Origin of the sequence: Citrobacter freundii complex sp. 2024EL-00216 (genome assembly GCF_043945515.1) — a bacterium.
Taxonomy (GTDB): Bacteria; Pseudomonadota; Gammaproteobacteria; order Enterobacterales; family Enterobacteriaceae; genus Citrobacter; species Citrobacter portucalensis.
Genome location: NZ_JBIMRA010000010.1, coordinates 15,896 through 32,995 on the forward strand (window position 1 = coordinate 15,896; position 17,100 = coordinate 32,995).

The 17,100-nt window shown below is 51.9% G+C and carries 14 protein-coding genes; 12 read left to right on the plus strand and 2 right to left on the minus strand.

What is annotated here, in order from left to right; all coding sequences use genetic code 11:
• Positions 1-42 precede the first annotated feature (42 nt).
• Together silP and ACHHZ7_RS14425 are read left to right on the plus strand one after the other, a co-directional pair.
• Positions 43-2,490: an Ag(+)-translocating P-type ATPase SilP gene (gene silP / locus ACHHZ7_RS14420; protein WP_001353604.1), complete on the plus strand. Its 2,448-nt coding sequence runs from the start codon at positions 43-45 to the stop codon at positions 2,488-2,490.
• Positions 2,491-2,530: 40 nt separating this feature from the next.
• Positions 2,531-2,728, plus strand: coding sequence for a DUF2933 domain-containing protein (locus ACHHZ7_RS14425; protein WP_000843494.1), 198 nt, complete (start codon positions 2,531-2,533; stop codon positions 2,726-2,728).
• 33 nt (positions 2,729-2,761) lie between these two features.
• Here the strand turns inward: ACHHZ7_RS14425 and ACHHZ7_RS14430 are convergent, their stop codons facing one another.
• On the minus strand, positions 2,762-3,499 hold the full coding sequence (locus ACHHZ7_RS14430; RefSeq protein ID WP_000287501.1) for a peptidoglycan DD-metalloendopeptidase family protein: 738 nt from the start codon (positions 3,497-3,499) through the stop codon (positions 2,762-2,764).
• 288 nt (positions 3,500-3,787) lie between these two features.
• Positions 3,788-4,237 (minus strand): copper resistance protein, encoded by a 450-nt coding sequence (locus tag ACHHZ7_RS14435; RefSeq protein ID WP_001023257.1) that lies wholly within the window; start codon positions 4,235-4,237, stop codon positions 3,788-3,790.
• Positions 4,238-4,471: 234 nt separating this feature from the next.
• Here ACHHZ7_RS14435 and pcoA point away from each other — a divergent pair, with 234 nt between their 5' ends.
• From pcoA to ACHHZ7_RS14485, 10 genes are all read left to right on the plus strand, one after another.
• Positions 4,472-6,289 carry a multicopper oxidase PcoA gene (gene pcoA / locus ACHHZ7_RS14440; RefSeq protein WP_000925240.1) on the plus strand — a complete coding sequence of 606 codons (1,818 nt, stop codon included), beginning with the start codon at positions 4,472-4,474 and terminating at the stop codon, positions 6,287-6,289.
• A 5-nt stretch (positions 6,290-6,294) separates the two neighbouring features.
• Positions 6,295-7,185, plus strand: coding sequence for a copper resistance outer membrane transporter PcoB (gene pcoB / locus ACHHZ7_RS14445; protein ID WP_001378118.1), 891 nt, complete (start codon positions 6,295-6,297; stop codon positions 7,183-7,185).
• Between the two features lie 39 nt (positions 7,186-7,224).
• Complete coding sequence (gene pcoC / locus ACHHZ7_RS14450; RefSeq protein WP_000025662.1) at positions 7,225-7,605, plus strand: copper resistance system metallochaperone PcoC; 381 nt, start codon at positions 7,225-7,227, stop codon at positions 7,603-7,605.
• Between the two features lie 55 nt (positions 7,606-7,660).
• The gene (gene pcoD, locus ACHHZ7_RS14455; protein WP_229692861.1) at positions 7,661-8,539 is read left to right on the plus strand and encodes a copper resistance inner membrane protein PcoD; all 879 of its coding nucleotides are present in this window, start codon (positions 7,661-7,663) and stop codon (positions 8,537-8,539) included.
• 54 nt (positions 8,540-8,593) lie between these two features.
• A complete protein-coding gene (gene pcoR, locus ACHHZ7_RS14460) occupies positions 8,594-9,274 on the plus strand; it encodes a copper response regulator transcription factor PcoR (protein ID WP_044704621.1) in 681 nt (226 codons plus the stop codon).
• On the plus strand, positions 9,271-10,671 hold the full coding sequence (gene pcoS, locus ACHHZ7_RS14465) for a copper resistance membrane spanning protein PcoS (RefSeq protein ID WP_001211180.1): 1,401 nt from the start codon (positions 9,271-9,273) through the stop codon (positions 10,669-10,671). The genes pcoR and pcoS overlap by 4 nt, the downstream gene beginning before the upstream one ends.
• A gap of 217 nt (positions 10,672-10,888) precedes the next feature.
• The gene (pcoE, locus tag ACHHZ7_RS14470) at positions 10,889-11,323 is read left to right on the plus strand and encodes a copper resistance system metallochaperone PcoE (RefSeq protein WP_000723069.1); all 435 of its coding nucleotides are present in this window, start codon (positions 10,889-10,891) and stop codon (positions 11,321-11,323) included.
• Positions 11,324-12,061: 738 nt separating this feature from the next.
• On the plus strand, positions 12,062-13,129 hold the full coding sequence (locus tag ACHHZ7_RS14475; RefSeq protein WP_060682909.1) for an HlyD family secretion protein: 1,068 nt from the start codon (positions 12,062-12,064) through the stop codon (positions 13,127-13,129).
• On the plus strand, positions 13,126-15,873 hold the full coding sequence (gene rbbA / locus ACHHZ7_RS14480; protein ID WP_395149125.1) for a ribosome-associated ATPase/putative transporter RbbA: 2,748 nt from the start codon (positions 13,126-13,128) through the stop codon (positions 15,871-15,873). The genes ACHHZ7_RS14475 and rbbA overlap by 4 nt, the downstream gene beginning before the upstream one ends.
• Entirely contained in the window at positions 15,873-16,997 is a 1,125-nt protein-coding gene (locus ACHHZ7_RS14485) for an ABC transporter permease (RefSeq protein WP_060682907.1), read from the plus strand. The genes rbbA and ACHHZ7_RS14485 overlap by 1 nt, the downstream gene beginning before the upstream one ends.
• Positions 16,998-17,100 lie beyond the last annotated feature (103 nt).

Sequence of the window (17,100 nt, forward strand, 5' to 3'; positions counted from 1 at the left end):
CTGAAGACAGAAGATGCTTCGGTATGCATAAGGAGAGTTACTGTGAAAAATGACAATGCAGTGCAACACAACAACCAGACTGCTTCTGAGCAGACATTATCCCCGGACGAGGGCCACGTATTGCATAAGGTGAGAGATCCCGTGTGCGGGATGGCCATCCTGCCCGACAGGGCGCACAGCAGCATTCGATACCAGGACCATCAACTTTATTTCTGCTCCGCCAGCTGTGAGAGTAAATTTAAAGCCCATCCCGATCGTTATCTTACCGAAGATGCCAGTGAACATTCCCATCACCATCACCACGATCATCACGAAGTCAGCCCTGATCAGATAAAACAGCCTCACCACCAGGCGGAAAAAGAGAATTCTGAAGGTGTGTGGACATGTCCGATGCACCCGGAGATACGCCGCAGTGGTCCCGGAAGCTGTCCTGTCTGTGGAATGGCACTGGAGCCGCTCGTAGCTACGGCATCCACGGGGCCGAGTGATGAACTTCACGACATGACAAGACGCTTCTGGCTGGGGTTGTTGCTGGCGTTTCCGGTTCTGGTACTCGAAATGGGATCTCATCTGTTTCCCGAGTTGAGGAATACAGTACCGCCACAGTACAACACATGGCTGCAGCTGCTTCTGGCCTCCCCTGTCGTGTTGTGGTGTGGCTGGCCATTCTTCGCCCGGGCCGGAATGTCGTTACGTAACCGCTCCCTGAATATGTTTACCCTTGTTGCAATGGGGACCGGCGTAGCCTGGGTTTACAGCGTCATTGCAACCGTCTTCCCCTCCTGGTTTCCTGCATCGTTCAGAAACATGGATGGCCTGGTGGCCGTTTATTTTGAAGCCGCAGCAGTTATTACGGTGCTTGTTCTGCTGGGACAGGTTCTTGAGCTGCGGGCACGGGAACAAACCTCAGGCGCCATTACTGCGCTTCTGAACCTTGCCCCCAAAACCGCCAGACGGCTGGATCATGACGGTCATGAAACGGATATTAATGCGGAAGATGTCCTGCCTGGCGATAAGCTCCGCATCAGACCTGGAGAGAGTATTCCGGTCGACGGTATCGTGATCGAAGGCAAAACAACCGTTGATGAATCGATGGTGACCGGGGAATCTATGCCGGTTACCAAAACGGAGGGTGACCCTGTCATCGGGGGGACCATTAATCAGACAGGGAGTCTCATCATCCGTGCAGAGAAAGTCGGTGATGAAACAATGCTCTCACGAATTGTTCAGATGGTCGCTGATGCACAGCGTTCGCGTGCCCCCATCCAGAGAATGGCTGACAGCGTTTCAGGCTGGTTTGTTCCTCTGGTGATACTTATCGCGGTTGTTGCTTTCGTGATCTGGTCTGTCTGGGGGCCCGAGCCCAGGATGGCGCACGGTCTCATTGCGGCTGTGTCGGTCCTGATTATTGCCTGTCCCTGCGCGCTGGGGCTGGCCACGCCGATGTCGATAATGGTGGGGGTGGGCAAAGGAGCCCAGGCCGGGGTGTTAATCAGGAATGCCGAAGCCCTTGAGCGTCTTGAAAAAGTGGACACGCTGGTTGTCGACAAAACAGGCACGCTCACGGAAGGTTCGCCTACGGTGACAGGGATTATCAGTCTCAATCCGGGTGGGGAAACATCTCTTTTGCGTGTAACAGCCGCAGTGGAAAAAGGCTCGCAGCATCCGCTGGGTATGGCAGTAGTTAAAGCAGCACAGGAAAAGGGGATCGCAATACCCGCAGTCACTCATTTCGATGCACCGTCGGGTAAAGGTGTCTCAGGCGATGTCGAAGGTCAACGGGTTGTTATTGGTAATGAACTGGCTATGCAGGAAAACAGTATAGTTATTGATAATCAAAAGGCCGTTGCGGATACGTTGCGGATGGAAGGCGCTACCGTTATCTATGTGGCCACAGACGGGGACCTTGCAGGCCTGATAGCTATCTCGGATCCCGTGAAAACAACCACGCCGGATGCGCTTAAAGCTTTGCGTCAGGCGGGGATCCGCATCGTTATGCTCACCGGGGATAACCAGCTTACTGCTGAAGCAGTCGCACGGAAACTGGGAATAGATGAGGTTGAAGCCGGAATTCTGCCGGATGGCAAAAAAGCAGTGATAACCCGACTGAAAGAGTCTGGCCATGTGGTTGCGATGGCCGGAGACGGTGTGAATGATGCCCCGGCGCTGGCAGCGGCTGACGTGGGTATAGCCATGGGAACGGGTACAGATGTGGCAATTGAAAGTGCCGGAGTCACCCTTCTCAAAGGCGACTTGATGATACTGAACAGGGCCCGTCATCTGTCAGAGATCACCATGAAAAATATCCGTCAGAATCTGTTTTTTGCATTTATCTACAACGCACTTGGCGTGCCTGTGGCTGCAGGTCTGCTTTATCCTGTGTATGGAATACTGCTGTCGCCAGTTATTGCGGCGGCGGCCATGGCTCTTTCCTCCGTCAGCGTCATTGTGAATGCGTTGCGTCTGAAAAGTGTCAGGCTCGGGAAATAACACTGAGTGAAGGGTCAGTTACGAACAGAAGGAGTCCAGTATGAAAAGTACCACCTATGCGCTTATTGCTGTCGCCGCGATCGCGGCATTTGCCCTCCTGCGCGAACACTGGTCACATGTGGCAGGTTACTGGCCATATCTGTTATTGCTGGTCTGCCCGCTAATGCATCTTTTCCACGGCCACGGAGGGCATGGAGATCATCAACATCACGGAAGTGAAAACGATAAAAAAAATTAATCCGGCAGACGGGGCCGCGTCGCGGTCCCGTTATCAGTCCAGGTATCGTTCGTAGTCTCTGGCATGCGCAAAGGCATGCTGTTCGAGTTTGTTATCAGCGGGTGCCGCTGCCCGGAACGCCAGAGAGTTAACAGGGTTGTTATTGATGACCAGCTCGTAATGCAGATGAGGACCGGATGAACGTCCGCTGTTACCGGATAACGCAATAGCACCTCCCCGTGTAACCCTGGCCCCTTTAGTAACGAGTATTTTATTGAGGTGGAGATAGCGAGTTTTAACACCGGCTTTTCCCGTTACTTCAACAAAATATCCCATGGTACTGTTGTATTCGGCCCGGGTGATTTTTCCGTCGATGACGCTGACTATTTTCGTGTTCATGGGCATGGAATAATCAATGCCATTATGGGGACTCACTTTTCCCGATACCGGGTTAAGTCTTGCAGGATTGAAAGGCGAACTGAGTCTTGCTGTGGCCGGTAACGGATAATCGAGACTGCCTTTCCCGGAAGTATCGGAAAGGTTATAGAACTTTTTATCTGATATACGATACGCCGTGTAATTAAATGAACCGGACGTAAATTTATAGGCCACGACACGTGATTTTCCCGCTTTCTTTTGCAGTACGAGTTTTAATGATTCATTTTTTTTCAAATGCCGCAGATTAAACCGGGAAGGCAAGGAGCGCTGAAGAGTAGCGATCTCGTTCGATTCCAGCCCCGAGCGGGTGGCTGAAAGGTAGGCATTTTCTTTTACGACATCGGTAGAATACATTTACTGGAATTCGCCGTTAGCATGAACACTGCGGCGTATGCTAGGGGTTTTCAGGAGGCGTGTCATCTGTCAGTTAATCGGGAGCACCGTTGATGGTCGTCATTTTTGTAACATATCTTGTTTCCCGTTTGCTCCTGAAGCTCTGGGAACTGTATGACCAGCCCGACGGTGATGATTAACGGGACTGAAACAGGTTACGGCAGAGCAATATGGGGCTCATGTCCTGCTACGTAACCCGTCAGTAAAGCCCTGCTGCGCACCTGACGCTAAGCACTAACCCGCCTGCAGTTACCTGGTCGAATACAGCCCGCGAAGCTTTCTTGCCTGCGTCTGATGTGCTTCCGCACCGGCATTATTGACCTGCTCATGCACGAGAGCGGCTTTTTCTCCGGCATTCAGTTCGTTAAAAGAAGAAGACGAGGTCTTTGAATTTGCATCACTGCCGGACAGCATTTTTTTATGTTCCTCAATCATTTTCTGATGCGCATAGGACGCGCTGTTGTTCATAAATGAATGAGCAACAATGGCCCTTTCATGTTCATTCATTTCAGAGAATGAGGGCGTGTTGTTTTTATTAACCCTGTCCGGTAAGTTTTCATGCGTCGAGGAATTCACATGACTGACGGCTGAGGCATTATTAACAAATCGATGTGCTTCATGGGCAATATCACTGGACTGAGCAAAAGCTGCCCCACAAAATAAAGCTGTAAACGCAGTGGTCGTGATTAATATATTCATGTGTAATTACCTTCTGAGGTACATAAAAGATGTCCTTATGATCATATATAAAAATAATCAACCTGTGGGGAAGATGACGTAAATGTAATACAGCTATGTACATTACACGATTGTAATGAATTTGTTTCTTAAGGTGTGCTAGATTCATTTCATTGTAAGTGGATGAACCAGTAATTTAATTTAAATCGGTTCTCGAATTCTGTCAGTAACCATACTTTAAATAAGGGAATGCGCATGCTGTTGAAAACGTCTCGACGAACTTTCCTGAAGGGGTTAACCCTCTCTGGCGTAGCCGGAAGTCTTGGCGTATGGAGTTTCAATGCGCGTTCCAGTCTGAGCCTGCCAGTTGCCGCATCCCTGCAGGGTACTCAGTTTGACCTGACCATTGGTGAAACGGCCGTCAATATCACGGGCAGTGAGCGTCAGGCCAAAACAATCAATGGAGGCCTGCCGGGGCCCGTTCTTCGCTGGAAAGAAGGTGACACCATTACCCTGAAGGTCAAAAACCGTCTTAATGAACAGACGTCCATTCACTGGCACGGCATTATTCTTCCGGCCAATATGGATGGTGTTCCGGGGCTGAGTTTTATGGGCATAGAGCCTGATGATACCTACGTTTACACCTTTAAGGTTAAGCAGAACGGGACTTACTGGTACCACAGCCATTCCGGTCTGCAGGAACAGGAGGGGGTATACGGTGCCATTATCATCGATGCCGGGGAGCCAGAACCGTTTACTTACGATCGTGAGCATGTGGTCATGTTGTCTGACTGGACCGATGAAAATCCTCACAGCCTGCTGAAAAAATTAAAAAAACAGTCGGATTACTACAATTTCAATAAACCAACCGTTGGCTCTTTTTTCCGCGACGTGAATACCAGGGGGCTGTCAGCCACCATTGCCGATCGGAAAATGTGGGCTGAAATGAAAATGAATCCGACTGACCTCGCGGATGTCAGTGGCTACACCTACACCTATCTCATGAACGGGCAGGCCCCGCTGAAAAACTGGACCGGACTGTTCCGTCCCGGTGAAAAGATACGCTTACGGTTTATCAACGGCTCGGCAATGACCTATTTCGATATCCGTATCCCCGGGCTGAAAATGACGGTCGTGGCTGCAGATGGCCAGTATGTAAACCCGGTTACCGTTGACGAATTCAGGATTGCCGTTGCCGAAACCTATGATGTCATTGTGGAGCCTCAGGGTGAGGCCTATACCATCTTCGCACAATCCATGGACAGGACCGGTTACGCTCGAGGGACACTGGCCACGAGAGAGGGGTTAAGTGCTGCCGTTCCCCCCCTCGATCCCCGTCCTCTGTTGACCATGGAAGATATGGGTATGGGGGGAATGGGACATGATATGGCAGGAATGGACCACAGCCAGATGGGAGGCATGGATAACAGCGGAGAGATGATGTCTATGGACGGTGCTGACCTTCCGGATAGCGGGACATCCTCCGCGCCCATGGATCACAGCAGCATGGCCGGTATGGATCATTCCCGGATGGCCGGAATGCCGGGTATGCAAAGTCATCCTGCGTCAGAAACGGATAACCCACTGGTTGATATGCAGGCGATGAGCGTCTCTCCGAAATTAAATGATCCGGGTATTGGTCTTCGAAATAACGGAAGAAAGGTTCTCACGTACGCGGATTTGAAAAGCCGCTTTGAGGATCCTGACGGACGTGAACCTGGCCGTACCATAGAACTGCATTTAACCGGCCACATGGAAAAGTTTGCCTGGTCATTTAACGGAATCAAGTTTTCAGATGCCGCACCGGTGCTGCTGAAATACGGTGAGCGGCTCAGGATCACGCTGATCAACGATACCATGATGACTCACCCCATTCACCTGCATGGTATGTGGAGCGATCTGGAAGATGAAAACGGTAATTTCATGGTTCGTAAACACACAATAGATGTTCCCCCTGGTACAAAACGCAGTTACAGAGTGACAGCAGATGCGCTTGGCCGCTGGGCGTATCACTGCCATTTGCTCTATCACATGGAAATGGGAATGTTTCGTGAAGTCCGGGTGGAGGAATGATGCGAATGAAGAGAAATTTGAAGGCCATACCTGTTCTGGTCGCCGGTTTGTTTACCTCACAGCTTTCTATTGCGGCGGGCTCCGTCTCTGCAGATCCCCACGCCGGGCACGACATGTCTGCCATGCAGATGCCAGCAGATGAGAATTTCACTGAGATGACGTCAATGGAGCCCATTGTAACTGAGAGCAGAACGCCAATTCCGCCTGTTACCGATGCCGACCGGAAGGCTGCATTCGGCAATTTACAGGGGCATGCGATTCACGACAGTGCGATTAATTATCTGGTTCTGCTGGATCAACTGGAATGGCAACGGTCGGATAACACCAACAATTTCAGCTGGAGTGTTAACAGCTGGATTGGAGGCGACACAGATCGGATTTGGCTAAAGAGTGAAGGTGAACGAAGCAATGGGGAAACGGAGGCAGCTGAAGCGCAGTTACTCTGGGGACATGCGGTTGGCCCATGGTGGGATTTGGTTGCGGGTGTCAGGCAGGATTTCAGACCTGCTTCTGCCCGGACCTGGGCTGCTGTCGGTTTTCAGGGGCTGGCACTCTATAATTTTGAGTCTGAAATTACGGGTTTTGTCAGTAATGGCGGAAAAGCAGCCCTTCGTCTGGGAGGAGAATACGACGTTTTACTGACTAACCGGCTCATACTCCAGCCATCCTATGAGGTGAATTTCTACAGTCAGGATGATGAATCGCGGGGTCGCGGCAGGGGACTGACTGACACAGAGCTGGGGCTCCGGCTGCGCTATGAAATACGCCGTGAGTTTGCACCCTATATAGGCGTTTCCTGGAATCAACTTTACGGGAAAACATCCGATATGGCGAAAAGAGAAGGTGAGAAAGACCATCAGGTAGTATTCCTGGCGGGAGCCAGAATCTGGTTTTAACGCACTGATATAAAACACTCAACTAAACAGGTAAATAAAATGTCGATTTTAAATAAAGCCATTCTTACAGGTGGCCTCGTTATGGGCGTTGCTTTCTCTGCTATGGCCCATCCGGAATTAAAAAGCTCTGTGCCACAGGCTGATTCAGCCGTAGCGGCCCCGGAAAAGATTCAGCTTAATTTCTCGGAAAATCTGACCGTGAAATTCTCAGGTGCAAAATTAACGATGACGGGTATGAAAGGCATGTCATCACATTCTCCGATGCCGGTCGCGGCAAAAGTGGCGCCAGGCGCTGACCCTAAATCGATGGTCATTATTCCGCGAGAGCCTTTACCCGCTGGCACTTATCGTGTTGACTGGCGCGCGGTTTCTTCAGATACGCACCCTATTACCGGTAATTACACCTTTACAGTGAAGTAATATTATGAACGACCTGATTATGATTGTTATTCGTTTTCTTCTTTATCTGGATTTGATGGTAATATTTGGATTGCCATTTTTTCAGATATATGGAATAAGCGGTGTCAGACATGAAACCTATAACCTGACTAATTTCAGGTCGTTTATAACTTTTGCTGTTGTTACAGGCATCATTCTTACTGGCATTAATATGCTCCTGGTATCTAATGCCATGAGTGGAGTAACTGACCTCAGAGAATTATCCATCCATGTTATCGAGATGGTGATAGAAGAAACTGATGTGGGTATTAGCTGGATTGTCAGGCTCTGTGCCCTGTTTACCACACTCGGTGCTTTGTTCCTTTACACTAATAAGAGAGTATTGTCCTGCCTGCTGATGACGATGAGTGGGGGCGTGGCGCTGGCTACACTTGCCTGGGGAGGACACGCCGTTATGCATGACGGTCTGCATTACTATCTCCATTTACTGAGCGATCTGACCCATCTCGGCGCTGCAGGTGCCTGGACAGGTGCTCTGGTTGCATTTGCTATCCTGCTGATGCGCAGAAACGAGCATAATGCACAGAGCGTCATTGTGATATCTGACTCCCTGGCAAAATTTGCCACGGCAGGAACGGTGATTGTTGTAGCCCTGATCCTGAGTGCGCTGGTCAACTATCTGTATATTGCTGAGGGTAACTTAACTCCCTTATTCAACAGTTCCTGGGGGAGGATATTGCTTGCCAAGACGGCTCTGTTTGTTCTGATGCTTCTTCTGGCTGCAGCAAACCGGTTTCACCTGGGTCCCCGGCTTGAAGTTATGGTCAGGGAAGGGAATTATGATCGCAGCGTTGCCCTGATGCGAAACAGCATCCTGACAGAATTCGTTGTTGCGATTATCATTCTGGGCGCCGTAGCGTGGCTCGGAATGCTTGCTCCGTCTCAGGTCAGCTAGGGGACAGCCAAAGCTCATGCGTGAGATTTTTACTTTCATATCAGCGAGTTGACCATGCAGCGTATTTTAATCGTTGAAGACGAACAAAAAACAGGTCGTTACCTGCAGCAGGGACTGGTTGAGGAAGGCTATCAGGCCGATCTCTTTAATAATGGCCGCGATGGTCTCGGGGCCGCGTCGAAGGGACAGTATGATTTGATAATACTGGACGTGATGCTGCCTTTCCTCGACGGGTGGCAAATCATCAACGCACTGAGGGAGTCCGGGCACGAAGAACCGGTCCTGTTTTTAACCGCAAAGGACAACGTGCGGGACAAAGTGAAAGGACTGGAGCTTGGCGCAGATGACTACCTGATTAAGCCCTTTGATTTTACGGAGCTGGTTGCACGTGTAAGAACCCTACTGCGCCGGGCACGCTCGCAGGCCGCAACAGTCTGCACCATCGCCGATATGACCGTTGATATGGTGCGCCGGACCGTGATCCGTTCGGGGAAGAAGATCCATCTCACCGGTAAAGAATACGTTCTGCTTGAGTTGCTGCTGCAACGCACCGGAGAAGTGTTACCCAGGAGTCTTATCTCGTCCCTGGTCTGGAACATGAATTTTGACAGTGATACGAATGTGATTGATGTCGCCGTGAGACGTCTGAGAAGTAAAATTGATGATGACTTTGAGCCAAAACTGATCCATACCGTTCGCGGTGCCGGATATGTCCTGGAGATCAGAGAAGAGTGAGGTTCAAAATTTCCCTGACCACACGCCTGAGCCTGATTTTTTCTGCGGTGATGCTTACGGTATGGTGGTTATCAAGTTTTATCCTGATTAGCACCCTTAATGGCTATTTCGATAATCAGGACCGCGATTTTCTGACAGGTAAACTTCAGCTCACCGAAGAGTTTCTTAAAACAGAGACGTTCAGGAACAAAACGGATATTAAGTCATTATCAGAAAAAATAAACGATGCGATGGTGGGGCACAATGGCTTATTCATTTCTATAAAAAACATGGAAAATGAAAAAATTGTTGAACTCTATGCCAAAAATTCTGTTGTTCCAGCGGTCCTGCTTAATAAGTCGGGTGATATTCTCGACTATATGATCCAGACGGAAGAAAATAACACCGTGTACCGCAGTATCTCGCGGCGGGTTGCCGTGACGCCGGAACAGGGTAAAAGCAAACATGTCATCATTACGGTTGCCACGGATACTGGGTATCACACCCTGTTTATGGACAAACTCAGTACCTGGCTGTTCTGGTTCAATATCGGTCTGGTCTTTATTTCTGTTTTTCTGGGCTGGCTGACCACACGTATTGGTCTGAAACCGCTACGGGAAATGACCAGTCTGGCTTCCTCCATGACCGTACACAGCCTGGATCAGCGTCTAAATCCCGATCTGGCTCCGCCGGAAATCTCTGAGACCATGCAGGAGTTCAATAATATGTTTGATCGCCTGGAGGGGGCATTCCGGAAACTGTCAGATTTCTCGTCTGACATCGCGCATGAGCTGCGCACACCAGTCAGTAATCTGATGATGCAGACGCAGTTTGCACTGGCTAAGGAAAGGGATGTTTCGCATTACCGCGAAATTTTATTCGCTAACCTGGAAGAACTGAAAAGGTTGTCACGAATGACCAGTGACATGCTTTTTCTGGCACGTTCAGAGCATGGTCTGCTGCGGCTGGATAAACATGATGTGGATCTGGCAGCCGAACTGAATGAATTACGTGAGTTGTTCGAGCCCCTGGCAGACGAAACAGGAAAGACAATCACGGTTGAAGGAGAGGGCGTTGTTGCCGGAGACAGCGATATGCTCCGACGTGCTTTCAGTAACCTGCTTTCCAATGCAATCAAGTATTCTCCCGATAACACCTGTACAGCGATACACCTTGAGCGTGACAGTGACTGTGTGAACGTGATGATTACGAATACGATGTCCGGCCAGGTTCCCGCTAATCTGGAACGTTTGTTTGACCGGTTCTATCGCGCAGACTCATCAAGGTTCTACAACACGGAAGGCGCGGGGCTGGGATTATCAATTACAAGGTCGATCATTCATGCTCACGGCGGCGAGCTGTCAGCAGAACAGCAGGGGCGTGAAATTGTGTTCAAAGTGCGCCTGTTAATGGATTAATCCCGTTGTTCAGGAGAAACCTGGAAGGTGACAAAATTGTCATCATTCAGTCACGCGATAAACAGAGGCGGTTTTTTATAATTATTCATAAATCAGGAGCAGCGTGATAACACAATCACCTGGTTCCTGGAGTGATGATTAACCCGCCCTGAGATCAACTGCTTTCTCTGTTATAAGCCATTGATTGTTTGGGTATGTAAACACCGGAGACCCAACCATGAAAAAGATTCTCGTATCATTTGTTGCCATTATGGCTGCCGCTTCATCTGCCATGGCTGCAGAGACAATGAACATGCATGACCAGGTAAATAATGCACAGGCACCTGCCCACCAGATGCAGTCATCTGCTGAAAAAAGTGCAATTCAGGGAGACAGCATGACAATGATGGATATGAGCAGTCACGATCAGGCCGCAATGTCCCATGACATGATGCAAAACAGCAATTCTGCTGCCCACCAGGACATGGCTGAAATGCATAAAAAAATGATGAAAGCTAAACCCGGAGCTACCAACGAAACAGCAAAGTCATTTTCTGAAATGAGCGAGCATGAGAAGGCCGCAGCTGTACATGAGAAGGCGAATAATGGTCAGTCTTCCGTTGTTCACCAGCAGCAGGCTGATAAGCATCGCAGTCAGATCACCCAGAATTAACCCGCAGCTCCACTTGTTAGACCCTCATTTGACGCCGAAGTCACTGGCTTACGCTCCCGTCCGGGAGCGTTTTTTTTCCCATATATCAAACTTTAACTCTGAAGAGGTGGAAGTATCTGACCAACACTGTCACGTAACGCCAGATAACTACAAAAACACCTTTTTCCTCCTGTAAATTGCAGTTCCTGCAAGAACATCAAGGCATAATGTTGGAACAGCGTGTGATACACACTTAGCATCATGTTTTGTATGTGTTTTTTTAAAACTTTACAACTTTAAAGTCTTTTTCAGGTTAAAGGATACAACTTTAATGTCTCTACACAGTATCTGAATAAGCGAAGACGATACGTTGAGCGTGGACCCGCTGCGTTTTACATAAAGCTCACTTGTGAAATTTGCCCGGTAAATGGATTGCCGGGCACGGTTTTTTGCCTGCAACATACCTGCTACAACCGAATAGACATATTGAATCCAGGTGTTAGTATTCAATAGACAGCAGTAATGAGTATGCGTGTTTCATTTCCGGCCAGGAACGCTGATGATGACAACATTACTACCCGATTTCACAGCATTTTCATCATTCACTTCCTTCGCGGCGCAGGTTGCTTACATGCCTGTCTGCTCTCTGGCCATTGTTTCTCATTCCTTCTTATCCCGGATGGAATCTCCCGCTGAATAGCTGTTCAGTGGGCTTTGTGACACGCATCGTTTGATAACAGGGATTACGGCGGGTCGAATATGGATAAGTTTAAACGTCATATGATGTGGTGGGTGGCGGGCATCCTGGTCGTGGTGGCCGCGATAGCATGGTGGATGCTTCGCCCTGCAGGAATACCGGAGGGGTTTGCAGCCAGCAACGGCAGAATTGAAGCCACTGAAGTGGATATTGCCACCAAGATTGCCGGGCGAATTGACACGATCCTCGTGTCGGAAGGGCAGTTCGTCCGTCAGGGTGAGGTGCTGGCGAAAATGGATACCCGCGTGCTGCAGGAGCAGCGGCTGGAAGCGGTAGCCCAAATCAAAGAGGCCGAAAGTGCGGTGGCGGCGGCGCGGGCGCTGTTAGAGCAGCGGCAAAGTGAAATGCGCGCCGCGCAGTCGGTGGTAAAACAGCGTGAGGCGGAACTGCAGTCGGTCTCTAAACGCCACGTCCGCTCCCGTTCGCTATCTCAGCGTGGGGCTGTGTCTGAGCAACAGCTGGATGACGACAGGGCTGCGGCAGAAAGCGCACGCGCTGCACTGGAATCCGCAAAGGCGCAGGTCTCTGCGGCAAAAGCCGCAATTGAAGCCGCTCGCACCAGTATCATTCAGGCGCAAACCCGCGTAGAAGCCGCGCAGGCTACCGAACGTCGTATTGTGGCTGATATTGATGACAGCGAGTTGAAAGCCCCGCGCGATGGCCGCGTACAGTACCGCGTAGCTGAACCGGGCGAGGTGCTTTCCGCGGGCGGTCGCGTGCTGAATATGGTCGATCTCAGCGATGTCTACATGACGTTCTTCTTGCCAACCGAACAGGCTGGTTTACTGAAGATTGGCGGAGAAGCGCGGCTGGTGCTAGATGCTGCGCCGGATCTGCGTATTCCGGCGACCATCAGCTTTGTGGCTAGCGTCGCGCAGTTCACGCCGAAAACGGTCGAAACCAGCGATGAACGGCTGAAACTGATGTTTCGCGTCAAAGCGCGTATCCCGCCAGAGCTGTTGCAGCAGCATCTGGAGTACGTGAAAACCGGTCTGCCGGGCATGGCGTGGGTGCGTGTTGATGAAAGTCGCGCCTGGCCTGACGACCTGGTGGTGAGGTTGCCGCAATGACGCATCTGGCGCTGGTTCCCGTTCCTCCCGTGGCGCACCTTGACGGCGTGAGTCAGCATTACGGGAAAACGGTAGCGCTGAACAATATCACGCTGGATATCCCTGCCCGCTGTATGGTGGGGTTGATTGGCCCGGATGGTGTCGGAAAATCGAGCCTGTTGTCGCTCATCTCCGGCGCGCGGGTCATTGAACACGGCAACGTGATGGTGTTGGGTGGCGATATGCGCGACCCAAAACATCGCCGGGATGTCTGCCCGCGCATTGCCTGGATGCCGCAGGGGCTGGGGAAAAACCTGTATCACACGCTGTCGGTATATGAGAACGTCGATTTCTTTGCCCGCCTGTTTGGGCATGACAAAGCGGAGCGTGAGGCGCGGATTACCGAGCTGCTGAATAGCACCGGACTGGCACCGTTTCGCGACCGTCCTGCCGGGAAACTCTCGGGCGGGATGAAGCAAAAGCTGGGGCTGTGCTGCGCGTTAATCCACGACCCGGAACTGTTAATTCTCGATGAACCCACCACCGGGGTCGACCCGCTGTCCCGCGCCCAGTTCTGGGATCTGATTAACAGCATTCGCCAGCGGCAGACCAACATGAGCGTGCTGGTTGCGACCGCTTATATGGAAGAAGCCGAGCGCTTTGACTGGCTGGTGGCGATGAACGCCGGGGAGGTGTTAGCTACCGGGAGCGCGCAGCAGCTACGTGAGCAAACCAACAGCAACACGCTGGAGCAGGCGTTTATCGCGCTGTTACCTGAAGCCCAGCGCCAGGCGCATAAACCGGTAGTGATCCCGCCGTATCACGCTGAGCAGGAAGAGATTGCCATCGAGGCGAAAAACCTGACCATGCGCTTCGGTAAATTTGTGGCGGTGGACCACGTTAACTTCCGCATTCCGCGCGGGGAAATCTTCGGTTTTCTCGGCTCCAACGGCTGCGGTAAATCCACCACCATGAAAATGCTCACCGGACTGCTGCCCGCAAGCGAAGGCGAGGCGTGGCTGTTTGGACAAGCGGTTGATCCGAAGAATATCGATACCCGCCGCCGGGTAGGCTATATGTCGCAGGCATTTTCGCTCTACAGCGAGCTGACTGTCCGGCAAAACCTCGAACTACATGCGCGGCTGTTCCATATCCCTGAAGCAGAAATCCCTTGGCGGTTGCAGGAGATGAGTGAGCGCTTTTCGCTGACCGATGTCGAAGATGCGCTGCCCGGTGCGCTGCCGTTGGGGATCCGTCAACGCCTGTCGCTGGCGGTGGCGGTGATCCATCGCCCGGAGATGCTCATTCTTGATGAACCGACCTCCGGGGTCGATCCGGTAGCGAGGGATATGTTCTGGCAACTGATGGTTGATCTGTCGCGCCAGGACAAAGTGACCATTTTTATCTCCACCCACTTTATGAACGAAGCGGAGCGCTGCGACCGCATGTCGCTGATGCACGCCGGAAAAGTACTGGCCAGCGGTACGCCGCAGGAACTGGTGAAACAGCGTGGAGCTGCCAGTCTGGAAGAGGCGTTTATCTCCTGGTTGCAGGAAGCGGCAGGCCCGGCGCCGGAAACTCAGTTAGCGCCAGCCAATGTCCCGACAGTGCATGAAAACAGTAAGCCGCCGCGGCAAGGTTTTAGCCTGCGGCGCTTATTCAGCTACAGCCGCCGTGAAGCGCTGGAACTACGGCGCGATCCGGTACGCTCCACGCTGGCGCTGATGGGCACGGTGATCCTGATGCTTATCATGGGCTACGGCATCAGCATGGATGTGGAAAACCTGCGTTTTTCGGTGCTCGACCGCGACCAGACCGTCAGCAGCCAGGCGTGGACGCTGAATCTGGCGGGATCGCGCTATTTTATCGAGCAACCGCCGCTCACCAGTTATGACGAGCTGGACAAACGGATGCGTTCAGGTGAAGTTGCGGTAGCAATTGAAATTCCGCCAAATTTTGGCCGCGATATCGTGCGTGGAACGCCGGTGAAGATTGGCGTCTGGGTCGATGGCGCAATGCCAAGCCGCGCTGAAACGGTCAGGGGTTACGTGCAGGCGATGCACCAGACCTGGCTGCAGGATGTGATGGCGCGCCAGCCAAATGCCAGCGGGCAAAACGGGCTGATGACCATTGAAACTCGCTATCGTTACAACCCGGATGTGAAGAGTCTACCGGCGATTGTTCCGGCAGTGATCCCACTGTTGTTGATGATGATCCCTTCCATGCTCAGCGCCCTCAGCGTGGTGCGTGAGAAAGAGCTGGGGTCGATTATCAATCTGTACGTTACGCCCACGACCCGCAGCGAGTTTTTACTCGGCAAACAGTTGCCGTACATCGTGCTGGGCATGCTGAACTTCCTGCTGTTGTGCGCGCTGTCGGTGTTTGTGTTCGGCGTTCCGCATAAGGGGAGCTTTGTGACCCTGACGCTGGCTGCGCTGCTGTACGTCACCATTGCCACCGGGCTGGGGCTGTTAATCTCCACGTTTATGAAAAGCCAGATCGCGGCCATTTTTGGTACGGCGATTATTACGCTGATCCCGGCGACGCAGTTTTCCGGAATGATCGATCCAGTTGCCTCGCTGGAAGGGCCGGGTCGGTGGATTGGTGAAATTTATCCGACCAGCCATTTTCTGACCATCGCGCGCGGAACGTTCTCTAAAGCGTTGGATCTGACCGATCTCTGGCAGCTGTTTATTCCGCTGGCGGTAGCCATTCCGGTGGTGATTGGTTTGAGCGTATTACTGCTGAAAAAACAGGAGGGGTGATGCGCCGATTAAGCAATATTTATAACCTCGGCATCAAAGAGTTGCGCAGCCTGCTGGGTGACAAAGCGATGCTGACGCTGATCGTCTTCGCCTTCACGATTTCGGTTTATTCTTCCGCGACCGTCCTGCCGGGTTCGCTGCATCTGGCACCGATTGCTATTGCCGATATGGACCAGTCGCAGTTGTCGAATCGGATTGTGAACAGCTTTTATCGCCCGTGGTTTTTACCGCCGGAGATGATCACTGCCGATGAAATGGATGCCGGGCTGGACGCCGGGCGCTATACCTTCGCCGTAAACATTCCGCCTGATTTTCAGCGTGATGTGCTGGCCGGACGACAACCGGATATACAGGTTAACGTCGATGCCACGCGCATGAGCCAGGCGTTTACCGGCAACAGCTATATCCAGAATATCATCAGCGGCGAGGTGAACAGCTTTGTGGCGCGTTACCGCGATAACAATGAGCCGCCGGTGGCGCTGGAAATGCGCATGCGCTTTAACCCTAATCTGGAACCCGCCCGCTTTGGCGCGGTGATGGCGATTATCAACAACATCACTATGTTGGCGATTGTGCTGACCGGTTCGGCGTTGATCCGCGAACGCGAGCACGGGACCATTGAACATCTGCTGGTGATGCCGGTGACGCCGTTTGAGATCATGATGGCAAAAATCTGGTCGATGGGGCTGGTGGTGCTGGTGGTTTCCGGTCTGTCGCTGATGCTGATGGTAAAAGGCGTGCTCGGGGTGCCGATTGAAGGTTCGATACCGTTGTTTATGCTGGGCGTGGCGCTGAGCCTGTTCGCCACCACCTCGATCGGCATTTTTATGGGCACGCTGGCGCGCTCTATGCCGCAGCTGGGGCTGCTGATGATTCTGGTGCTGCTGCCGTTACAGATGCTCTCAGGTGGCTCCACACCGCGTGAAAGCATGCCGCAGGCGGTGCAGGACATTATGCTGACCATGCCGACTACCCATTTCGTCAGTCTCGCGCAGGCGATACTTTATCGCGGAGCCGGGTTTAGCATTGTCTGGCCGCAGTTTCTGACGCTGCTGGCGATTGGTAGCGCGTTCTTCCTGATTGCACTGCTGCGTTTCAGAAAGACGATTGGCACGATGGCGTAATCATTATTGCCGGGGGCGCTTCGCTTGCCTGGCCTACAAACGATAACGGACGTAGGCCGGATAAGGCGTAGCCGCCATCCGGCATCCCGCAACGAAACAGGCA

Coding starts and splice junctions, on each gene's coding strand:
- pcoB (WP_001378118.1), top strand. CDS start 6,295: ATGAAGAGAAATTTGAAGGCCATACCTGTTCTGGTCGCCGGTTTGTTT.
- pcoR (WP_044704621.1), top strand. CDS start 8,594: ATGCAGCGTATTTTAATCGTTGAAGACGAACAAAAAACAGGTCGTTAC.
- pcoC (WP_000025662.1), top strand. CDS start 7,225: ATGTCGATTTTAAATAAAGCCATTCTTACAGGTGGCCTCGTTATGGGC.
- pcoE (WP_000723069.1), top strand. CDS start 10,889: ATGAAAAAGATTCTCGTATCATTTGTTGCCATTATGGCTGCCGCTTCA.
- pcoA (WP_000925240.1), top strand. CDS start 4,472: ATGCTGTTGAAAACGTCTCGACGAACTTTCCTGAAGGGGTTAACCCTC.
- ACHHZ7_RS14485 (WP_060682907.1), top strand. CDS start 15,873: ATGCGCCGATTAAGCAATATTTATAACCTCGGCATCAAAGAGTTGCGC.
- ACHHZ7_RS14425 (WP_000843494.1), top strand. CDS start 2,531: ATGAAAAGTACCACCTATGCGCTTATTGCTGTCGCCGCGATCGCGGCA.
- rbbA (WP_395149125.1), top strand. CDS start 13,126: ATGACGCATCTGGCGCTGGTTCCCGTTCCTCCCGTGGCGCACCTTGAC.
- pcoD (WP_229692861.1), top strand. CDS start 7,661: ATGGTAATATTTGGATTGCCATTTTTTCAGATATATGGAATAAGCGGT.
- ACHHZ7_RS14430 (WP_000287501.1), bottom strand. CDS start 3,499: ATGTATTCTACCGATGTCGTAAAAGAAAATGCCTACCTTTCAGCCACC.
- ACHHZ7_RS14475 (WP_060682909.1), top strand. CDS start 12,062: ATGGATAAGTTTAAACGTCATATGATGTGGTGGGTGGCGGGCATCCTG.
- ACHHZ7_RS14435 (WP_001023257.1), bottom strand. CDS start 4,237: ATGAATATATTAATCACGACCACTGCGTTTACAGCTTTATTTTGTGGG.